Origin of the sequence: Chryseobacterium oryzae (genome assembly GCF_022811665.1) — a bacterium.
Lineage (GTDB): Bacteria > Bacteroidota > Bacteroidia > Flavobacteriales > Weeksellaceae > Chryseobacterium > Chryseobacterium oryzae.
Genome location: NZ_CP094529.1, coordinates 667,364 through 687,137, shown reverse-complemented (window position 1 = coordinate 687,137; position 19,774 = coordinate 667,364). Strand labels below are relative to the sequence as shown.

16 protein-coding genes are annotated in these 19,774 nt (G+C 33.4%); 4 read left to right on the top strand and 12 right to left on the bottom strand.

Going from position 1 to position 19,774, the window contains the following annotated elements; translation table 11 throughout:
• The first annotated feature begins 151 nt into the window (after positions 1-151).
• The gene (locus MTP08_RS03170; protein ID WP_243577017.1) at positions 152-1,153 is read left to right on the top strand and encodes a M23 family metallopeptidase; all 1,002 of its coding nucleotides are present in this window, start codon (positions 152-154) and stop codon (positions 1,151-1,153) included.
• A 125-nt stretch (positions 1,154-1,278) separates the two neighbouring features.
• Here the strand turns inward: MTP08_RS03170 and MTP08_RS03165 are convergent, their stop codons facing one another.
• The 4 genes from MTP08_RS03165 to MTP08_RS03150 all read right to left on the bottom strand — a co-directional run bounded on the left by MTP08_RS03165 (position 1,279) and on the right by MTP08_RS03150 (position 3,973).
• A complete protein-coding gene (locus tag MTP08_RS03165) occupies positions 1,279-1,932 on the bottom strand; it encodes an NAD(P)-dependent oxidoreductase (protein ID WP_243577016.1) in 654 nt (217 codons plus the stop codon).
• 56 nt (positions 1,933-1,988) lie between these two features.
• Positions 1,989-2,399, bottom strand: a complete 411-nt coding sequence (locus MTP08_RS03160) for an Rrf2 family transcriptional regulator (protein ID WP_209388871.1) — start codon at positions 2,397-2,399, stop codon at positions 1,989-1,991.
• Between the two features lie 93 nt (positions 2,400-2,492).
• Complete coding sequence (locus MTP08_RS03155) at positions 2,493-3,443, bottom strand: hypothetical protein (RefSeq protein WP_243577015.1); 951 nt, start codon at positions 3,441-3,443, stop codon at positions 2,493-2,495.
• 95 nt (positions 3,444-3,538) lie between these two features.
• Entirely contained in the window at positions 3,539-3,973 is a 435-nt protein-coding gene (locus MTP08_RS03150; protein ID WP_243577014.1) for an FKBP-type peptidyl-prolyl cis-trans isomerase, read from the bottom strand.
• Positions 3,974-4,291: 318 nt separating this feature from the next.
• Here MTP08_RS03150 and MTP08_RS03145 point away from each other — a divergent pair, with 318 nt between their 5' ends.
• Positions 4,292-5,293, top strand: a complete 1,002-nt coding sequence (locus tag MTP08_RS03145) for a catalase family protein (RefSeq protein ID WP_243577013.1) — start codon at positions 4,292-4,294, stop codon at positions 5,291-5,293.
• A gap of 4 nt (positions 5,294-5,297) precedes the next feature.
• On the opposite strand, the gene MTP08_RS03140 is transcribed toward MTP08_RS03145, so the two are convergent.
• From MTP08_RS03140 to MTP08_RS03130, 3 genes are all read right to left on the bottom strand, one after another.
• Positions 5,298-6,251, bottom strand: coding sequence for a TerC family protein (locus tag MTP08_RS03140; protein WP_243577718.1), 954 nt, complete (start codon positions 6,249-6,251; stop codon positions 5,298-5,300).
• A gap of 195 nt (positions 6,252-6,446) precedes the next feature.
• Positions 6,447-7,571, bottom strand: coding sequence for a toxic anion resistance protein (locus tag MTP08_RS03135; protein WP_394803745.1), 1,125 nt, complete (start codon positions 7,569-7,571; stop codon positions 6,447-6,449).
• 156 nt (positions 7,572-7,727) lie between these two features.
• Entirely contained in the window at positions 7,728-9,263 is a 1,536-nt protein-coding gene (locus MTP08_RS03130; RefSeq protein ID WP_243577012.1) for a SulP family inorganic anion transporter, read from the bottom strand.
• A 719-nt stretch (positions 9,264-9,982) separates the two neighbouring features.
• On the opposite strand from MTP08_RS03130, the gene MTP08_RS03125 reads away from it, so the two are divergent.
• Positions 9,983-10,402 carry a transposase gene (locus MTP08_RS03125; protein ID WP_243577011.1) on the top strand — a complete coding sequence of 140 codons (420 nt, stop codon included), beginning with the start codon at positions 9,983-9,985 and terminating at the stop codon, positions 10,400-10,402.
• A gap of 26 nt (positions 10,403-10,428) precedes the next feature.
• Entirely contained in the window at positions 10,429-10,752 is a 324-nt protein-coding gene (locus MTP08_RS03120) for a helix-turn-helix domain-containing protein (RefSeq protein WP_243577010.1), read from the top strand.
• A 46-nt stretch (positions 10,753-10,798) separates the two neighbouring features.
• On the opposite strand, the gene MTP08_RS03115 is transcribed toward MTP08_RS03120, so the two are convergent.
• The 5 genes from MTP08_RS03115 to MTP08_RS03095 form a co-directional block, all read right to left on the bottom strand.
• Complete coding sequence (locus MTP08_RS03115) at positions 10,799-15,610, bottom strand: DNA repair ATPase (RefSeq protein ID WP_243577009.1); 4,812 nt, start codon at positions 15,608-15,610, stop codon at positions 10,799-10,801.
• Between the two features lie 150 nt (positions 15,611-15,760).
• Complete coding sequence (locus tag MTP08_RS03110) at positions 15,761-17,770, bottom strand: flotillin family protein (protein WP_243577008.1); 2,010 nt, start codon at positions 17,768-17,770, stop codon at positions 15,761-15,763.
• 171 nt (positions 17,771-17,941) lie between these two features.
• Entirely contained in the window at positions 17,942-18,583 is a 642-nt protein-coding gene (locus MTP08_RS03105) for a hypothetical protein (protein ID WP_243577007.1), read from the bottom strand.
• A gap of 3 nt (positions 18,584-18,586) precedes the next feature.
• Positions 18,587-19,288 (bottom strand): PspA/IM30 family protein, encoded by a 702-nt coding sequence (locus MTP08_RS03100; RefSeq protein WP_243577006.1) that lies wholly within the window; start codon positions 19,286-19,288, stop codon positions 18,587-18,589.
• Between the two features lie 61 nt (positions 19,289-19,349).
• Positions 19,350-19,751: a YbjN domain-containing protein gene (locus tag MTP08_RS03095; RefSeq protein WP_209388858.1), complete on the bottom strand. Its 402-nt coding sequence runs from the start codon at positions 19,749-19,751 to the stop codon at positions 19,350-19,352.
• Positions 19,752-19,774: the final 23 nt, after the last annotated feature.

The following is a 19,774-nucleotide window of genomic DNA, read 5'->3' as shown; positions in this document are numbered from 1 at the left end:
TTTAGGAGAAAAAAACTTATTGATACAATTTTTTTAAAATTATTACGTTTATACCTATTTGAGGTCTGAATTTTATTGGAAATAATCGAAAAAAATTATTTTTAATTAAATTTGCCCCCTTAAAACCTTTATTAAATTCTAAAAAAGAAAAATGAAGAAATTTTTAAGCAGCAAAAAGAAAGTAACTTTTATCTTAGGAAGCCTGTTAACCATCGTTTTTGCTCAAAGCATCATTATAACCAAGTTATTTTCGGAAAAAGATGACAAAAACTATGAAGTAAATCTGGTAAAAATAAACACCGAGAAAGACAGTATAGACTATCTGAAAATAAAATCTGATCTTGGTTTGGTAGATAAAACGATTACCCAGCTGAATTCTTTTCTAAAAGCAAAGAATATTCCTAACGAAAAGCTAATGGTTTTGGATCAGGACAGTATATCCAACTCTATTTATCTTGCCAAGCAATCTAACCGCTACAGCCAATATTTAATGGATCTTCAGAAGAAATTAATTTATGTTCCGCTGGGAATGCCTAGTGGCGGATCTATATCTTCTAATTTCGGAATCAGAAAAAATCCTATCCCTTACAAAACAGCTTATGCTTCTGTAAAATCGCCAGAATCTACTGTAAGTACGCCCGTTTCTACACCAAAACCAGAAGTAAAAGCCCAACCTTATGAGAAAATTATAGAAGTTACAGACAGCTACGGCAATAAAAGAGAAGTAAAAGTATTGGTAACTCCAAAAGCAAGTAATCCTACACCTGAAATGGCAGTCAACAAAAACCCTTCTCCTCAGAAAAATATTGAGAAAAACAATGCTCCTGCAGAACCAGATCAGATGCAGTTTCACAAAGGTTTAGATATTGCGTTGCCATCAGGTTCTGATGTTTTGGCAACTGCGGCAGGAACAGTAATTTTTTCTGGGCAGAAAAGTGGATACGGAAACTGCGTAATTATTTCTCACGGAAATGGTTTAGCAACTCTTTATGGTCACCTTTCGCAACTTATTGCTAAAACAAATGATAAAATAAAGGTGGGACAATTAATTGCAAAATCAGGAAATTCGGGAAGATCTACCGGTCCTCACTTACATTATGAAGTTCATAAAAACAATACTCCGGTAAATCCTAAATTGTTTATGGGGATGTAATACGTTAAAAAAATCATTTAGTTGATTAAATTCTTTATTCTAAAATATTAAAAAATCGGCGACGCCTTTGGCGTCGCCGATTTTTTCTAACTTTTTATTTAACTAAATCAAAAATAAACTTAGTTTTAGTATCCTGCTGTAAAACGTTTTTTAACAAAATTATTTTGCTCTAACTCATCTACTAAAACTACCGCTACATCTTCCACAGAAAGAACACTTCTACCGTTCTCATCGAAAACAGGATTTTCTAAAGCTGTTCTGTAAGTCCCTTTTCTCACTCCTGCAGTTCCTGCGTGCATTTCAATCGCGGGTGAAAAGAAAGTCCAGTCTAGTGTATCATTCTTTTTAATTTCGTTCATGTAATCTCTCGCGGCAGTTGCACCCGGTTTAATATCTGCAGGAAAATCTGCACCATCTACCAATTGATGTCCGTCTATAAACAAACTTCCTGCACCTCCAACAGTAATAAATCTTTTAACACCAGATTCTTCAACCGCTTTTTCAATGTTTCTTGAACCGTTCAAAAAGTCATTATACAAATTCGGATTCGTCCAACCTGCATTAAATGCACTGATAACCGCATCATTCCCTTTAAGAACTTCTGCCAATTCTTCCACGTTATTTACATCTGCACTAATGGGCGTTACATGGTCTTTCGTTTCAATTTTAGAACTATCTCTTGCGATGGCATTTACTTCATAACCTCTGTTAGATAATTCATTTACAACTTGCTTTCCTACGAAGCCTGTTGCTCCGATTACTGCTACTTTTTTGCTCATAATGATAATTTTAATTAATTGTAATGTATTTTGTTACATTTATATTTAAAAAATTTTTATTGAAATTGCCCCGTAAAATCTGATAATTTTTTTGCTTTCAAAAACTGAAAAACCAATTCATCTGTTTCACAGAATAAAATTTGAAGATTTTTGTTGATGTCTTTTCCGATAGTGCAAAGAGGATTCGGGTTCTGATTTTTCTTCCCCAAAACTTCAGAATTTTTTACCGATTCATAAATATCAGATATATAAATTTCATCAGGATTTTTAGCAATTCTTACCCCTCCTTCTTTTCCCTGACGGCTTTCTACCAGAGCAGATTTTTTAAGATTAATCAATTCCTTGCGAACAATAACAGGATTTACATTCAAGCTTCCGGCAATCCAATCGGATGTTAACCACGCCTGCGAATCTTTCGCAAGAAGAGTCATAATATGTATTGCGGTGGCAAATCTTGTATTGTTCATGATGCAAATATACTACAATTTTTAAATGTAACAAAAATAATTACAATTAAATTTAAAATTTATTCCTATTTAAAAAATTTGAATAAAGTTCTCTTACAAAATCAACTTATCCAAATCTAAAAGTAAATAATTGATTGTCTGATTGATGGTTCTAGTCGCAGACTGCATTTGATTGAGCATTGCAGCACGATTCTGAAGGTCATTATATCTATAAAAACCACCATCATTAAAGATAACCGAATGATCTGCTGCATTTTTATCATCATCAAACTGATAATGAAGCCATCTTTCCTTCATATGCTGAATGATAGACCGATCTTCTTTATTGGAAAATCTTTTCTCAGTGTACATATACCAAATAAATGGAGGAAAGTTAGGTGAATCTAGTTTTTCATGCCAAATGTCACGCAACAGATTTCTTTGGTGTATAAATTCTACTTTTTTGCCTTTTGGGTTGAGTGTAGCCAAGCCGAAACCCGCTCCCAAAGCCCCTCCGGTAATATCTATTGCACTGCTCCATCCTTCATCTTTAACAATTCCTCCGGCAATGGAAGCTACCGCACCTGCCGCAATAGAATACAAAATAAGTTTGTTGTTTCTAGACTGGTTAAGATTATCTACATAATTACCAATCTGTGCTACACGCTCACCTTCACAGTCGAATTCTGCAGCTACTGCATCTAACTCTGTAAGGGCAATGGTAATTTTACTGTTAATTTTACTTTTCAACTGTAAAACCTTAACCTGAGAATACAAAGAAGAATCTTTTTTTAGTTTTAAAATCTCATCAACCTCATCCAGATTATCTAAAGCATTGAGAATTAAAATACTCTGATCTGTAAAAATAGATTTTAGATGCTTATTCGCATTGAGAATAGAATCTGAACTATATGAAGGCAGTTTATTTTCATAATTATATTTGAAGGGCGCTTTGCAATAACTGTCTTTTAAAGTGAGAATATTCTGCTTTATAGCCTGATTTTTTTTGGAAACACAGGACTGAAACAGACATAAAACCGATACAATGAAAATAAGCTTCTTCATAAAAACCTTTGAAAATAAATATACAAACTTTTATAAAAACAAAAAAAATTCAACCCTGTTAGAGTTGAATTTTTTAAATATAGCTCAAAAAATGATTATTTAATATCCAACAACTCAACAATAAAAACCAATGTACTGTTTGGCCCAATTTCTTTGCTAATCTGCTGATCTCCATAAGCAAGATGCGGAGGAATAATCAGCTTCCATTTACTTCCTACAGGCATTAGTTGCAAAGCTTCAGTCCAGCCTTTAATAACTTTATTTAACGGGAAAGAAGCCGGTGTTCCTCTCTTTACAGAACTGTCGAAAACTTTTCCCGAAATGGTAGTTCCGTGATAATGACATTTTACCATCGACTTTGGGCCGGGTTTTTCGCCGTCTCCTTCTGTAATAATCTCATATTGCAGTCCGCTTGGTAACTGTACAACAGATTCTCTCTTACCATATTCTACCATGTACTCTGCTCCATCTTTCAGATTTTTTTCTGCCTGTTCTTTTTTGCGTTTAAATAACATATCTGCTACTCCCATAATTTCTTTTTTAGCAAAGATAAGATTTATGTATGAATGTAAAATTATGATATAATAAGGTATTCAACTTAAAATAAAACCGATGAACATTCAGAAAAAATAAAATTATTGAATTAATTACTAAATGTATAATACACAATAGAAAAATCAACACATTTTCATGTATTCATCACAAAACACATCAAATATTCAAAAATGATTAATAATATATTAACATACAATTGAAAACTTGTCGGTATTATTGAAATTTTAATATCAGAAAAAAAATTTTGAAAGAACAAGCCAGTAATGACTTTATAATTTAAACCCGATTGATTAATGAGTGAACCCTTATCGTACAGCAAAAACTATGATAAACTTTCTTACAATGAAATACAAATTTTAGAAAAGGCTAAAAAAAGCATATCCGACTTTGTAGAAAACTCTGCATTGCTAAGTGATGTGGAATATGCAACCAGAAATGTACACGCCAAAACTTATGCTGTTTTGAAAGGGGAATTGATAATTAATAAAGATTTGGATGAAAATGTCCGTAAAATTTTCGGTGATGAAAAATATACGGTTACAGCTAGACTTTCTCATGCCAGTCCCAAAATAAGCAATCAAAAAAATGTATTTCCGGCTTACGGATTTGCATTTAAAATAAAAAACGAACAAGATAAAACCATTGCTAATTATCCATTGGTTAATTTCCCACTATTGCCCGTAAATTCGCCAATTCGTCTTTTGAAGATTCTTATCGCAATGAATCATTATCAGATAAAAGGCTGGACCAGAATTTTACCTCTCTTAAAACAGATTGGCTGTAATATTCCTGCTATTTTAAGATTCTCTTTCTTCAAAAATTGCTGGAATTTACTTTTGAAAAGAAAAGATTTTATTCTTTCTTCAGATTTTTATTCTGTAGGTGCGTATCGCTTTGACGATAAAATGATTAAAATTAAAATCAGTCCGGTTTCAGTTCCAAAAAAATTTGAGCAGGAAATTTCTGTAAAAGAATCTCTCGAAAAATTTTTTGTTTCTAATGAATATGTAGCTGAAGTTCTTGTACAGTTTTGTTATGATTTAAAAAACCAACCCATCGACAAACTACATCGAGAGTGGAAAAATTCTCCATATTTGAAATTAGGAGTAATTAAATTCAACAAAAACTCGATTCTCAACCCTAAAAGCTGCGAAAACGAATTACTGTCTTTCAATCCTTTTGAAAGTGCTGAAATACTTCAGCCCGTAGGAAAAATTCAACAGCTGAGAAATGAAGCGTACAAAACTTCCTTACAGGCAAGAAAAAAGATTAATAAACTGCTGAAATATCAATAAAAATTTAATTTTTCTGCTCTTTATCCGGAAAAATTACTGATGCAAGAACCGAAATTATTAAAACACTTGCCACAATACCCAAAGAAACAGGTGACGGAATATGAACCCAAGGAGCTATAAGCATTTTAAACCCAATAAAAGTTAGAATAATTGCCAAACCGTAAGGCAATTTGCTGAACATGTGAATAAAATTCGCCAAAAGAAAATATAAGGATCTTAAACCCAAAATCGCAAAAATATTGGAGGTATACAATATAAAAGGATCTTTAGAAATGGCAAAAATCGCAGGGATAGAATCTACTGCAAAAAGAACATCTGTAAATTCGATTACACTCACTACGACCAGTAAAGGCGTTGCCATTTTTACACCATTCTGAATCGTAAAAAACTTGTCTCCATCATACTTATCTGCAACTTTATAAAATCTTTTAATAAGTTTTGCACCGGGAGTATTACTGTAATCTTCATCTTCATGTTTGTCGCCACCACCCCAGGATTTTATCCCCGCATACACCAAAAACAACCCAAAAAGCGCCATCACGACATTAATCTTTACAGGTTCTCCAAAAATTTCCATTTCTGGAAGATAAGTGAGGTTAATGAGACCAACTCCCGCAAAAATGAAAATTGCTCTAAAAATAAGTGCTCCGATAATCCCCCAGAAAAGAACTTTATGATGCAGGTATTTGGGAACTTTAAAAAAGCCGAAAACCAAAATAAAGACAAAAAGATTATCTACAGAAAGTGCTTTCTCAATCCAATACGCAGCCTGATATTGAGTAAATTTCTCTACGGCAATCGCATGGCTTTCTGCTCCTAAGTCCGAATTGTAAACCCAATAGACTACTCCTGAAAATATCATGGAAAGAGAAATCCACACCACAGACCAGATTGTGGCTTCCTTTGAAGAAACTTCGTGACTTTTCTTGTTGAAAACTCCCAAGTCTAAAAGTAACATGACAACCACCGTTACTGCAAAACCCCATACCAAACCTGGGTGTATATCTAAAATATTCTGATGCTGATCCACTATAAAAAATTTATTGCATAAAAAACAACAGCCGTAAAGATACAGCTATTGTAAGTATTTTCGGTTTATAATTTATGATATTGGTAAATTTTGCTTCAAAAGAAATCTTATGAATTCCACTGTTTACTGTTTACCTTTCACTACAGATTTAAGCTCATTTTCCAGATTTTGAAGATCCTGATCTAATTTTCTTCGACTTTCGCTACCTTGCTTCTGAATTGCTTTCACTTCATTTAGGGTATTTATAAGCATTCCTGTGGTTTCTCTGAGTTTTTCAGCAGAAACAATGGTTTGCTCATTAGCTTTTGCCACATTTTTAGAATTTTCCCCAAGCCGTTCTGCATTTTTTCTTAGAATTTCTTCGGTGGTAGAAGAAACTTTTTGCTGAACTTCTATACTTTGCTGTTGTCTGTGCATGGCAACAGCTAACGAAAGCTGATTTTTCCATACCGGCAAAGTTGTATTGAGGATAGTCTGTGCCTTTTCTGCGATAGAAATATTGTTATTTTGAACCAATCGGATTTGCGGAAGCGACTGCAATAAAATAAAACGCACCACTTTTAGATCTGCTAACCGACGGTCTAATCGTGAAATAAAATCTCTTTTATCAGCAATCTGATAATCTGCATAATGCTCGGCATTCTTTTCCATTTCAGCTAATTCTTCAGCAGCTTTCTGAATTCTTACATACCCCGCAATTACCAAATCTTCAATGGCTTTAATGGAATTGATATTACTATCGAAAACCGTCTGCAAAACAGCATTATCTTTAGTAGAAATAATAATTCCTGCCTTTACTTTATGGGAAATCTGTTCGATATTATTTGTTATTTTATCATACTTTGCAAAAAGATTATCTACTTCTGTAAGTACCTTTTTCATGAAAGGAAGTTTGCTTAAAAATCCTTTCACTTTATTTCCCTGAAGCTGGTCTATATCAATATAATTCAGCTCAACCAAAAGATTATTAATCAACTCACCCACTTCCCCTGAATTCGATTTTCTTACATTCGACAAAAAGCTGTCACTCTGATTAGCTAATGTTTTTTGAAGTTCAGAACCATAATTTACTACAGACGATACATTACCCTCTTCTATAGATGCTGCAACCGATGTATATTTTTCAAGATCTTTTTCGTTTAATCGGCTTAAATCTACGTTTCCATCCTTATCCATAACCACCGAAGGATAATTTTGTGATCCACTATTTTCGTTTGCCAATTCAAAATCGTTTTCCTGATTTTCCATATTAATCTTTATATAAAAATCTTACTTAGCCTGAGTTCAGGACAAGAAAGTTATTAGCTTTACCTTTAATAAATCCTTATCCCGAACTGCTTAGGTAAGTTACAAAATTTCTGGTAATTCAGGAAGAATTTTTTCTTCAACATCCTGTAATTCACATTATTTTTCGGGCATCACTTTATAAGTGGGATCATCCTGAATATTTACTTCTATTACCGCTTCTGCATTTTTAAGCATTCTTCTGCAATCTTCACTTAAATGTTTCAGTTGCAGTTTTTTATTTTGCTGAGCATATTTTTTAGATAGCTTATTTAAAGCATCAATGGCACTCATATCTACAATTCTGCTTTCTTTAAAATCCACCACCACGTTTTCGGGATCGTTTTCAGGCTCAAACTTCTCAACAAAAGCAGTTACCGAACCAAAAAAAAGAGGCCCGTAAATCTCATAATGCTTTACCCCATTTTCGTCTACACTTTTCTTTGCACGAATTCTTTTCGCATTATCCCACGCAAAGACCAACGCAGAAATAATGACACCCACCAAAACCGCCAAAGCTAAATTATGAAGAACAATGGTAATAAGTGCAACAGTAATTCCCACAAAAACATCGGACTTGGGCATTTTATTAGCAATTCTTACCGACACCCACTGAAACGTACTTATTGCCACCATCATCATTACGCCAACCAAGGCTGCCATAGGAATTTTCTCAATAAATGGAGCTCCCACCAAAATGATAATTAAAATAGTAACAGACGCAATAATGCCCGAAATTCTAGCTCTGGACCCCGCATTAAGATTAACCAAAGTTTGTGCAACCATAGCACAACCACCCATTCCGCCAAAAAACCCGTTGGTTATATTTGCTAAGCCCTGAGCTACAGATTCTTTGTTGGCATTGCCTTTAGTATTTGTAATCTCATCTACCATAGAAAGAGTGAGCAGCGATTCTATAAGACCCACACCTGCCATAACCAGAGCATAAGGAAAAACAATTTGTAAAGTTTCCAGAGAAAAAGGAACAGACGGAATATGAAACGAAGGAAGGCTTCCGCTTACACTTGCAATATCTGCCACAGTTTTAGTTTTAATTCCCAATCCGGACACCAACCCAAAAATAACGAGTATTGCCACCAATGATGCAGGAACAATCTTTGTGATTTTCGGAAAAAAATAAACGACAGCTACCGTAAGGATCGTAAGACCTGCCATGATGTAAAACTGCAAACCTTGCATCCACTCTGCATTACCATTAGCATCTATAATTTTAAACTGTTCCACCTGAGCCATGAAAATAATCACCGCCAAGCCATTTAAAAACCCATACATTACCGGTTGAGGAATAAGCCTGACAAATTTACCAAACTTAAAAACGCCCACACATATTTGCAAAAGACCACCTAGAATAATAGCCGAGAAAAGATATTCTACTCCATGAGATTTTATTAAAGCAATTAAAACAACTATCGTTGCCCCCGCTCCACCAGAAACCATTCCCGGTCTTCCTCCCAAAACAGCAGTTACCAATCCCATCATAAAAGCGGCATACAGTCCGGTTAATGGTGACAAACCTGCCAGAATAGCAAAAGACAAAGATTCAGGAATCATAGTCATCGCTACAGTAAGACCCGCCAAAAGTTCATTCTTGAGATTAATTTTTTGAGAAATATTAAATATTGATAGAGAAGCCATTATAAATTACAATAAATAAAATAATAATTGATTATTAATACAAATGATATAAATTCAACCTACTCTAAAAAACCAACAAAACTATCAGAATAACAAAGAAGCTCTATATCTGTGGCAAAATTACCATTAATAAACCAGCAATGTATGTGCATATAAAAGAAATATAACAATACCATAAAACACAATCAATAAAATATTTTTAATTAAAATCTATTAAAAAATTATATAATTTAATCATAAATATTTATGCATAAATATAAAATAATTTATGATTATTATTTTTAATAATTTAATAATTACAAAAAGTACTTATTTGTAATATTTTTTTCTTACATTTGAAAACAGGTAAGCAATCTTTTTATCATCAACTAATAAATTTCTTAAATTTTAAAAAGCATATTTTTTAATTGAAAATCAGAATTTAAGGTAGTTTTTTTTATTCACAAAAAAGAGACAACCCCATAAAATTTGAAAATTTATTTTGAAGTAAAAAAATAATTCTTACTTTTAACACCACAAATCACGCAAACACAAAATGCTGAAAATCAAAATTTTACAGTTGAATGTAAATTTAATATTGTAAAAGAATGATACAGCTTTAAAATAATTATCTATAATTAATGTTATAATAATTCACTTTCCCTATTTAAAAGCTTTCATAATCAAGCTATTACTTTATTAAATACGATAAATTTAAAAATAATCAGTTTTTAATAAAAATGTTATATAAAAACATACATATAGGGAAGTACATCAAAGAAATGGTAGAAAGTAAAGAAATTTCTTTGGAAAGAATCTGCAATTTCTTAGGGAAAGACGAAGATTTCGTAGAAGATACATACAAAAAACCCTCACTGGATACCGATATTCTTTTAAGATTCAGCAAACTTCTGGAGTTCGATTTTTTCAGATTATACACTTCACATTTAATCTTGTATTCGCCACCATCATCGGTGGGCAGAAAAACAGATAAAAAAAATGATTCCATTCCTCAATTCAGAAAAAACATCTATACGCAGGAAATTAAAGATTTTATTCTTGGCAGAATAGAATCCGGAGAAATGACTCAAGCAGATGTTATTAAAGAATATTCTATCCCAAAAAGCACACTTCACCGCTGGATTTTAAAGAAAAGCTGACACCAAAATCAAAATATTATATTTTTATGAGACCTAATTACCACAAGATTTATCATGATCTTTTGAACATAAAGTATCCTGAAAAACTGGAATGCCCGAAAATTAGAGAGCAACTTCAAAAGCTAAATTCTACAGAAGAAATTTTAAAGCTTAATGAAAGTCTTTTTAAAACCACACACGAAACTGCAAAAACCAATCAGCAGCTAAAAACTTACGATAAAAAAACAATGTTGAAACTGCTAAAATACCAGAAAAAACATGGATTATCTACGAGCTATATGTCCAGAAAACATAAAATAAGCCGCACCACTTTCTCAAAATGGAAAAAAATCTTTGAAAAAGATTTATAAAAAATCATCAACAAAAAAATACTACGCTTTTCGGCGTAGTATTTTTTTATTCTTTATTTAAAACATTCTTTATCCCATCGAGACCTTCGCTGAATTGCGCCAATAATGCAACAATTTGCGACATACGGTCATTTTCACCCAATCCTTTTATCATTTTATTCTTAACAAAAGTTTCTTTTATTTCTTTCCAGCGGATTTTCTCGTCTTCAGAAATAATATTCATTAATTCTTTCAGTTTTAGCATATTAGATTCTGCTCCGGAAGTTAAAGTCTGGGATTCATTTTGGTAATGACTTACAATAATCTGAATAATCTCCTCATCTTTCAGAATAGGCTGAATCTGCGAAATAAGTTTATTCATATTTCGGTAAGATCCCTGCAACTTGAATGAAGGTTCATTTCTGTATTCATCGGACATTGCAGCAGAAGCGATATATTGTTTATTGACTTTTAAAACAACATTTCTCACTTTCAAAGTATTTTCAAGCACCTTTCTGAAATCGGAAATTTCATTTGAACTGAAGTTTCCAGCCAAATCCACATTCGGCGAATTAGACTGAATGCTGTCGTACAAATTATAGAGATTTCCCATTCCGTATTGCGTCAATCGGGAAAGATAATCATTCGACATTAAAGCATTTTCAATTAAACTCAAATCAAACAATTCTGCTTTACTTCCGGAAATTTCACCTAAATTATACGTATCGGAACGGTTTGCCAACATATCCGGAATTTGAAATTTATCACCACTTTCGGTGTAAGGATTTCCTGCCATTACTAAACAGAAACGTTTAGACCGTAAATCGTAGGTTTTACTTTCGCCGTTATAAATTCCTTCAATTTTTCTCTGTCCGTCTGCCAAAGAAATGAATTTCTGCAAAAATTCAGGATTACAATGCTGAATATCATCCAGATACAACATTACATTATCGCCCATTTCAAAAGCTAAATTCAGTTTTTCCAACTCCTGTTTTGCACCGGCATTTTTTGCTTCATTCGGATCTGTAGAAACGATATCATGACCGATTGACGGACCGTTGATTTTCATAAAAACCAATCCCATTCGGTCTGCCATATATTCCATTAACGTTGTTTTACCATAACCCGGAGGCGAAACCAAAAGCAACATTCCCATTCTGTCGGTACGTTTGTCGTTTCCGACAGTTCCTAATTGTTTGGCTAAATTAGCTCCAATTAAAGGAAAATACACATCATTAATCAATCTGTTTCTTACAAAAGAGCTCAAAACCTGAGACTTGAAAGTGTCTAATTTCAGGGCTTTCTTTTTATCATTCACCCATTTTGCTTTCAACTCCTGAAATTGTCTGTATTTAGGAACTACTACTTCGTTGAAATTAGATAAACGTGAACTGAATTCATAATAATTCAAAGTAAAATCTACCTCTTTTTCTAATGATTTTAATTCTTTAAGAACTATTTCATAAGTAACATGATGGATATTTTTTTCATTAAAGCTCTGAGTGACAAAAAACACCGCTGTTTCTTTTTTAATCTCATCTTCAAAATCCGATTCTGAACTTAATAAAAATGCATTTAAAGCACTTTCAGCAATGGAAAAACAAGCCGCAGGATATTGTTTCAGAACATTAAGTTGGTCGATAAATTCTAAATCTTTTCCTTTTTCTTTTAAGTTCCTTAAAAAAGTATTGTACAACGAACCCGCTTTTTCCGAAACCAAGAATGCAGATTTATTCTCTCTTTTTAAATAAATTGCTGCATTCAAAAAATTCACATCCACAAAAAGATGATGATTCTGAGCAAAAGTTTTTATTTCATTCGACAATTCTTCGTTAAGATACTGAAAACCTCTATCTGTTGTAAACGATTTCGAAATTAAATCTGCTGCTTCAAACTGATTTTGATAATATTCTTTTTTCTCCTGATTCAAGAAATACCAAAATAACTGTCCTAAAGCTCTTTCTTTCGGTGTAAACTGCATCAAACCCAATTCGTTGTGCATCTGCTGCAATTTCGAAACAATTCTCAGAGCGTCTTCATCATGAATTCCTTTCACCAAGCCTTCTCCAAAATGTTCTGTCATAAATTGCTGAATGGCATCTCGGTTCTGTTCTTCGGTGTTGATATTTTTATTTTTTGAAAAAATATTCCAAGCTAAATATTCAAAACGTTTTACATTAGAATTTTCAGAAATATATTCCTGATTCCAGACTTCTTTGTAATCTGAAACCGCCTCAAAATTCAATGGTTCATAAAATGCAGTTCCCGTTAAATGATAATAATACTGTGCATTTTTCATCACTAAAGTAAGATCTAATTTCTGACGGTTTACTGCAAATTTATAATCGCCCAAAGCAATTACATGATCTCCGTCTGCGTAAATTTCTTTCTTATCTTTAAGTTTTCTTACCGATTCCTGTTGCGAAGTTTTCAGCAAAGTCTGAATTTCCTCGGCCTTTGCAGAATCTTCCATTTCCATGAGCTGTCGGGAAATATCACGAACTTTTTCAACCATTAAATCGGTCGCAAAATAGCCATTGATTTCATTTTCAGAATCGAAAGACTCAGATTTTGTCTGAACAGATTTTAAAATCCGCTGGGCAGAATCGTATAAACTTTGGGTACGTTTGTTTCGGGATTCGGTTAACTGAACTCTTTTATTTTGAAAATGACCGTAAACTTCCTCTCTTTTTTCTTCAATTATTTGGATAAACTCATCAAAATCGACAAATTTTGTTTCCATTTCCTCCAGCTGAATGGAAAGCTTGGTAAGATATTCATCACACTTTTCGGGAGTTTGAGAAAGCTCAAGAAAATTAATAACAGACTGATCAAACAAAGTCATTTGTGCCTGAAAATCCGCAGATAATTCTTTTCCCGAAATTTCTCTTTTTCTTTTTGAAAGTTCTAATCTTTCCTGATTTAATCTTGCAAAAATTACCGAAATATTTTCTATAATCTGCGTAGACTGTGAAGTATCTTCAATTTTTAAATTATTAACTATATCTACCAAAAGCTCAAGCTGTGCAGATAAATTATTGACTTCTTCTTCAATCGTTTTTGCATCGATTGCTTTCTGTAAATTAATAATATTTTCTGAAATCTGCTGTGCCCTGTTTTGATATGGAAGCAGCGCTTCATCTTGCAACAGGAAATTAACGCAAGCATTGGAAAGTTCTTCTGACCTTTCAGCCAATGATTTTTCTAACGAATCCAGAATGGCAGTATCAACATATTTCAAATCTCTCGCTCCGGTAATTTCTCCCCGTAATGCCCTGATTTGAGAAAGCATATCTATATATTCCGTAAGCTGAGAATAGCTGATTCTTTTAGTTTCATCTAAAATTTTCTCACAGGCAAGTTTTATTTTTTCAACAGCCTCGGCGGTATTTTTTTTCTGCTCTACAACTTTTTCGTATTCATTAATGGCAGAATGAGCAATTTTTCTTATTTCTTTTAACGGTTGTTCCAGATTTTCTACCTCTTCATCTGCAAGAAAATAATATGCATCCAGAATTGTGGTAGAAAGCTTAACAATATCATCATACAAACCGCTATAAGAATCTTTTTTATTCAAAAGTGTTATAAGTTCCTGGCTTTCTGCCATTACTCTTACAATATCCTTATTTCCTATTTTATAAAGAAGCGTATTCGACTTTTCTGTATTGGGCAGCATTTCTTTAGAATACGGAGTCTGCCAGATTTGAGCCAAATGATGTTTGGTAGCTTCTACACTTTCTCTTAGATAAATAAGTTTACCATCATTCAACACAGAAAATCCGCTGCAACGAATAGGCGTTTCTATGGTTTGAGAAATGATATTATATGAAATAAGCTGATAATTATTAGTTTTATCATCATAGAAAACATACATGAAATTTTCACCATTGGGCTCCGAAATGGTTTTCAGATAATGAAGTCTGTTGACATCCTGAGAAATTACCTTCAAACCTCCCGTCTGCAAAGCATAACCATTCGAAAATAAAACCCCTTGATTTTCGGGAAGTAAAACTGCCGAATATTTTAAAGTATCTACTCTGGAAACCGTTTTTTCTTTGTGATTGTAAATAAAATACCTTTCGGTTTCCTGATAAGGTTTAATTTTAAACAAAACCAAGTTATCCAGATCGCAGAAATGAATTTCCGCATCATCCAGATTTTGATCTTTGTGAATAACATCCTCAGAATAAATTCCTTTTCCGGTATCGGTATTATCTTCAATTTTAATGGTTAAATCTCCACCAATAGATTCAACAAATACCTTATCTCCTAAAGAAATATGCGGAAATCTGCCACTTCGCTGCATATCTCTGGTTGCTTTTGTCCACGAAAAACCATGTTGTGGCGGATAGTTTACTTCCGAAGCACTTCGAGAATCGATGTAGGTTAATTTACCGTCTTTTATCAGCCATTTGAACGCTTTGATATCAGATGAACTTTCTGATAACTGAAAAACCATATACAGATAGTTTTCGTTAAAATGGAAACGTGCAAAGAATGTATTTCTGTAATATTTGTATAAATTTTTAAATTCATCAACGAAAATTTCATCATTAATTAATGAATCATTTTGAGGTTCAAAACGTTTGTTATTTATCTTATATACCGAAAAAACATCGGAAACATTAATTTCCGTCTGCAATCCCAGATGAGCATTCGATCCGAAAATCAGTACATCTTTCAACGAAAAAATGTCTTTGGCTATGCAGTTGTGCTCTGTAGAAATTCTTTCGTTGGCTATGAGTGAAAAATCTACACCGCCAAAAATTTCTTTCCGATTTTCATTTAACTTAGAAAGCCTGAGAATAAGATCATTTTTCTGCTCATTCAGACGGTTTTGTATAATTTCGTATGTCCCTGAATTTAATTGTTCTGACATATTTTGAGATATTAGATGTTAGATGCTAGATTTAGACTATCATCGTACTGTAAAATGCTTTTTAAACCATTTATTTTCTTAGAAAAAACTCTCCAAGCATCATTGAAAATCATACAAAGAGAGTTTTACAATATAATATAGTTTGCTTTTTTATCGGATAGGTTTCTGATCTACTCCAAGATGTTTTGCCATATCCATCGCTCTTCCAAGAATTCCTCTTTCCTGCTGGTCTGCAACACCATTGAGCTTAAAAATAAGATTTGCGATACTCATATTTTTGATATCTTCCGAAGAAACATTGTATTTCTCTACCATTCCCATCACTTTTCCGATGATATTTTCGCCATCGCCTAAAAGATTTTCTTTTACCAAGGTTGCATTTTCACTGTGACTAATGAATTTGTCTAATCCTTTTCCTGCAGAAACCTGGCGAATTACATTATCAAAGAATGTATTATCTCCTCCAACGATATCAATTTTTGCAGATTTGAATGCTTCCGCCAAAACTCCAGCTTGCGCCTGAGCAATATCTTTCTGGATTGAAATCTGAGCCAATTCTACTTCTTTTTCTTTCGCTAAAGTCAATCGGAATTCTTCGTGATCTTTTCCGGCATCGTTTAATTTCTTCATCGCCTCTGCCTTTTCGGTAATTCCCGCAGCTTCTGCCAAAGCTTTTTCTTTAATAACTTCTGCCTGAGCAATTCCTTCTTTCTTAACAGCATCCGCTTTTTTCTCAATAACAACCGCTTCTACAATTCCCTGTCTTTCATGCGCTTCTGCTTTAGCATGCATTACCTGTGCTTCAGACAAACCAACAGTAGCTTCTTCTTTAGCTTTAGCATCAGCAATAATTTTTCTGGCTTCCGCTTCTTTTTCTGCGGCATCTCTTTTCGCCTGAGCTTCGATAACATACTTTTGAGCATCTTTCTCTGCCGCCAATTTTCTGGCTTCTGCAGCTCTGGTTTCTTCAATTAATTTTTTCTCTGCTTCCTGAGTTGCCAAAGTAATTTCTACCTGTTTATTTCTGTCTGCAGTTTTGAAAGCTTCGAGATCTTTAATTCCCTGTTGCTCCTCTACCACCGTTTTTTCCATTGTTAAACGTTCACGAATAACATCCTGTATATTTTTCTTTTCTAATTCGATGGCTTTTTCTTTTTCAATCTGAGCTAAAGAAACAATTCTCTCTCTTTCGGTTGCCTCCAACATTTTATCTTTTTGAACTCTTTCGGTTTCTACCAAATCTGCACGCTCTTTATTTTTAGCAGCAATAACGACCTGTCGCAGTTTATTTTCTTCGGCAATCTGAAGTTTTTCTTCTGTAGATATACGTACGGTTTCGTATTTCAGCCTTTCTTCTTCTTCCACCTTTAGAATTTCTGCATTTTCACGGGCTTTGATATTCGCAACCTCTCTTTTTTGAGATTCTTCTTTTTCAGCCAATTGCTTTTCGAGTTCTAAAATCGCTTCACGGGCTTCTACATTTTGTTTTGTAATGGTTTTTTCTTCATCTCTACGAACCTGATTGGCTTTAATATTTTGATTTGCTGTAAGTTCTGTAATTTTTTTAATCCCTTCAGAATCTAAGATATTGTCTTTATCTAGATTTTCAATTTTAGTCTGTTCCAGATAATCAATCGCACAATCATCCAAAACATATCCATTGAGATCTGTGCCGATAATATCTAAAATTTCCTGACGGAATTCACTTCTCGCTTCATACAATTCTATAAATTCAAATTTTTTACCTACGGTTTTTAGAGCTTCAGAAAATTTAGCTTCAAACAACTCTCTCAACGTGTTAATGTCTGACGCTCTCTGACAGCCGATTGTCTGTCCAACATTCACGATATCATCCACCGATTTATTAACTCTGATAAAGAATGCCACCTGAATATCTGCTCTCATATTGTCTTTACAGATTAATCCGGCTCTTCCTTCTCTGGCAATTTCCAGTTTTTTTACGGAAATATCCATAGATTCCATTCTGTGAATGACCGGAATAACTATCCCTGCATTAAAGAATACTTTGGTTCCTCCATAACCTGTACGTAAAATAACAATTCCCTGTACGGTTTTTTTGTACATGGATAAAATCCAGAAAATTAAACCTATAGAAGCTATTGCTATAACAACAATTCCTGCAATTAAAGTGGTGTTCATATTTTTTTAGTTTATTTATTGTAATGTGTTTTATTTTTTTTTGCTTTATACAAAGCTTTTCTATTTTAGTTATGATGAGAACATGCTTCACAGACCATTATTTCATGTAAGCATTACTCCCAGAATATAACTGAAAATCATTATAAAAAAGGCAATCATATTTTCATTCTATTAAAATTGAATTTCTGTAGCCACATAATAAAATTTCTTTTGAGGACCTTCATCTACAATAATGACTTTTGTTCCGTGTTCTATTCTTTCGCCATTTTTGCTTTTCACCATTAAAGTCATAGGATCACTTCCGATAAAAACTTCCAAAATCCCTGTTTTAGTTCCATGAATTGTAGATTTCATTCTTCCTTCGCGTCCTAAAAAATCGTGTGCTTTTTCACCTTTATGATTAATTTCTTTAAAAAAAGGATTTAATGGTTTCAAAATAATTTTCGTAATCAAAATACTGATGATTAAGGAAGGAATTACCAATACTGCCGCAAGCCAAAAAGCCGGTGAAATAAATACTTCGATGTAAAATGAAGTAAGCCACGTAAAAAGTAGAGAAATTGTGAGGAAATAAGTTACCGGAACAATATCCAGATTCAGAAATTTCAAGAACTGAATCCATGAAGAAGGATCATCAGGAACATGTACATGACCATCAGGTGCATCTGCATCGAAATCAGCATCGAAGCCAATATCAATATCCAAACCCGTTATAATGGTAAAAATCCAATAGATTACCGCCAGAATCAGGAGAACACTTAAAACAGTATTTACCGGAGTAAAAGCGATATGTAAAAATTCCTGAAAGGTCATATTTTAGCCTTTTTTAAGTGTTTTTTTCAATTTCTGTAAAGCTTTTTCCGCTTCAGTATCTGCATTATTTACAAGACTGTCGATTTCTTCATCCACAGACTTGCCGGTTTTTGCCAACTCGGAATAAGCCTCCGAAACAGCTTCCTGCTGCACCACCCTTTCCTTTAGTTTTTCCAGCATAGAAACCGCACTGCTACTGTCGATCTGAGTCATTTTACGATTAATATCTTTAGTTGCCTCGCTTACCTGAACTCTTGCCTCCAAAGTGCGGAGTTCATTTTCCCATTTCGAAATATTAGATTTCAGTTGATGGATATTGGTCTGCATTTTTTCACACTCGTCCTGAAGTTTTTCAGTTTCTGATCTTAAAAGTTCAGCATTTTTCTGGGCTTCAGTCTGTTTTTTTAAAGCTTCTTTTGCTAAACGATCACTATCTGCCGCATTCACTTCACCCTTTTCAGATTTCTGAATAAGAAGTACTGCTTTTGCATAGTAATCTTTCGCCGATAGACTTTCTGCTTCCGCCTCATTTTTTTTACGAATAGAAAGTGCTTTCAGCTGAGCTAAAGCTTCGACACTTTCGGTAAGCTGATCTTTCATATCGGCAATTCCTGCTTCTGTAAGTTTTATAGGATCTTCAAAATTTTCTAATACCGAATTAACTTCAGCTTTTCCTATTGCGTATAATCTTTTAAAAATATTCATAACTAGATATTTATTGTTTTATAATTTGATGTTTATTAGACTTCGCCACTCCGTAGAGATTTTATTTACTCATTTTAATCATTTCACTATTAAATTCGCCCACCAAAATCCCAAGAGAATCTATCGAAGCCATTAATTCATTCTGTGCCATATTGTCGGTTGGCAAAGTATCTCGGAAGATTACTTTCATCCCGGAATAATCCAAAACAAAAGCACCATGCACAATATCTCTGTTTTTCTGAAGTAAGGTTTTATAAATTTCTAACGAAGGATTTTTAATTTCAAAAAGAAACTGCTCCATAATTAAAATTGAATCTGAAACAATTAGAATCATATTTTTAATACCATTCGATTCTTTTTCGATAATCAGCACTTTTTGATTTTCATCTTCAAAACTAATATTGAATTCATAATCCAACAACCATTCTTTAACTCTGTTAAATATTTTATTATCTTCTCCCATATTTCGTGAGTTTTAGCTTTTAG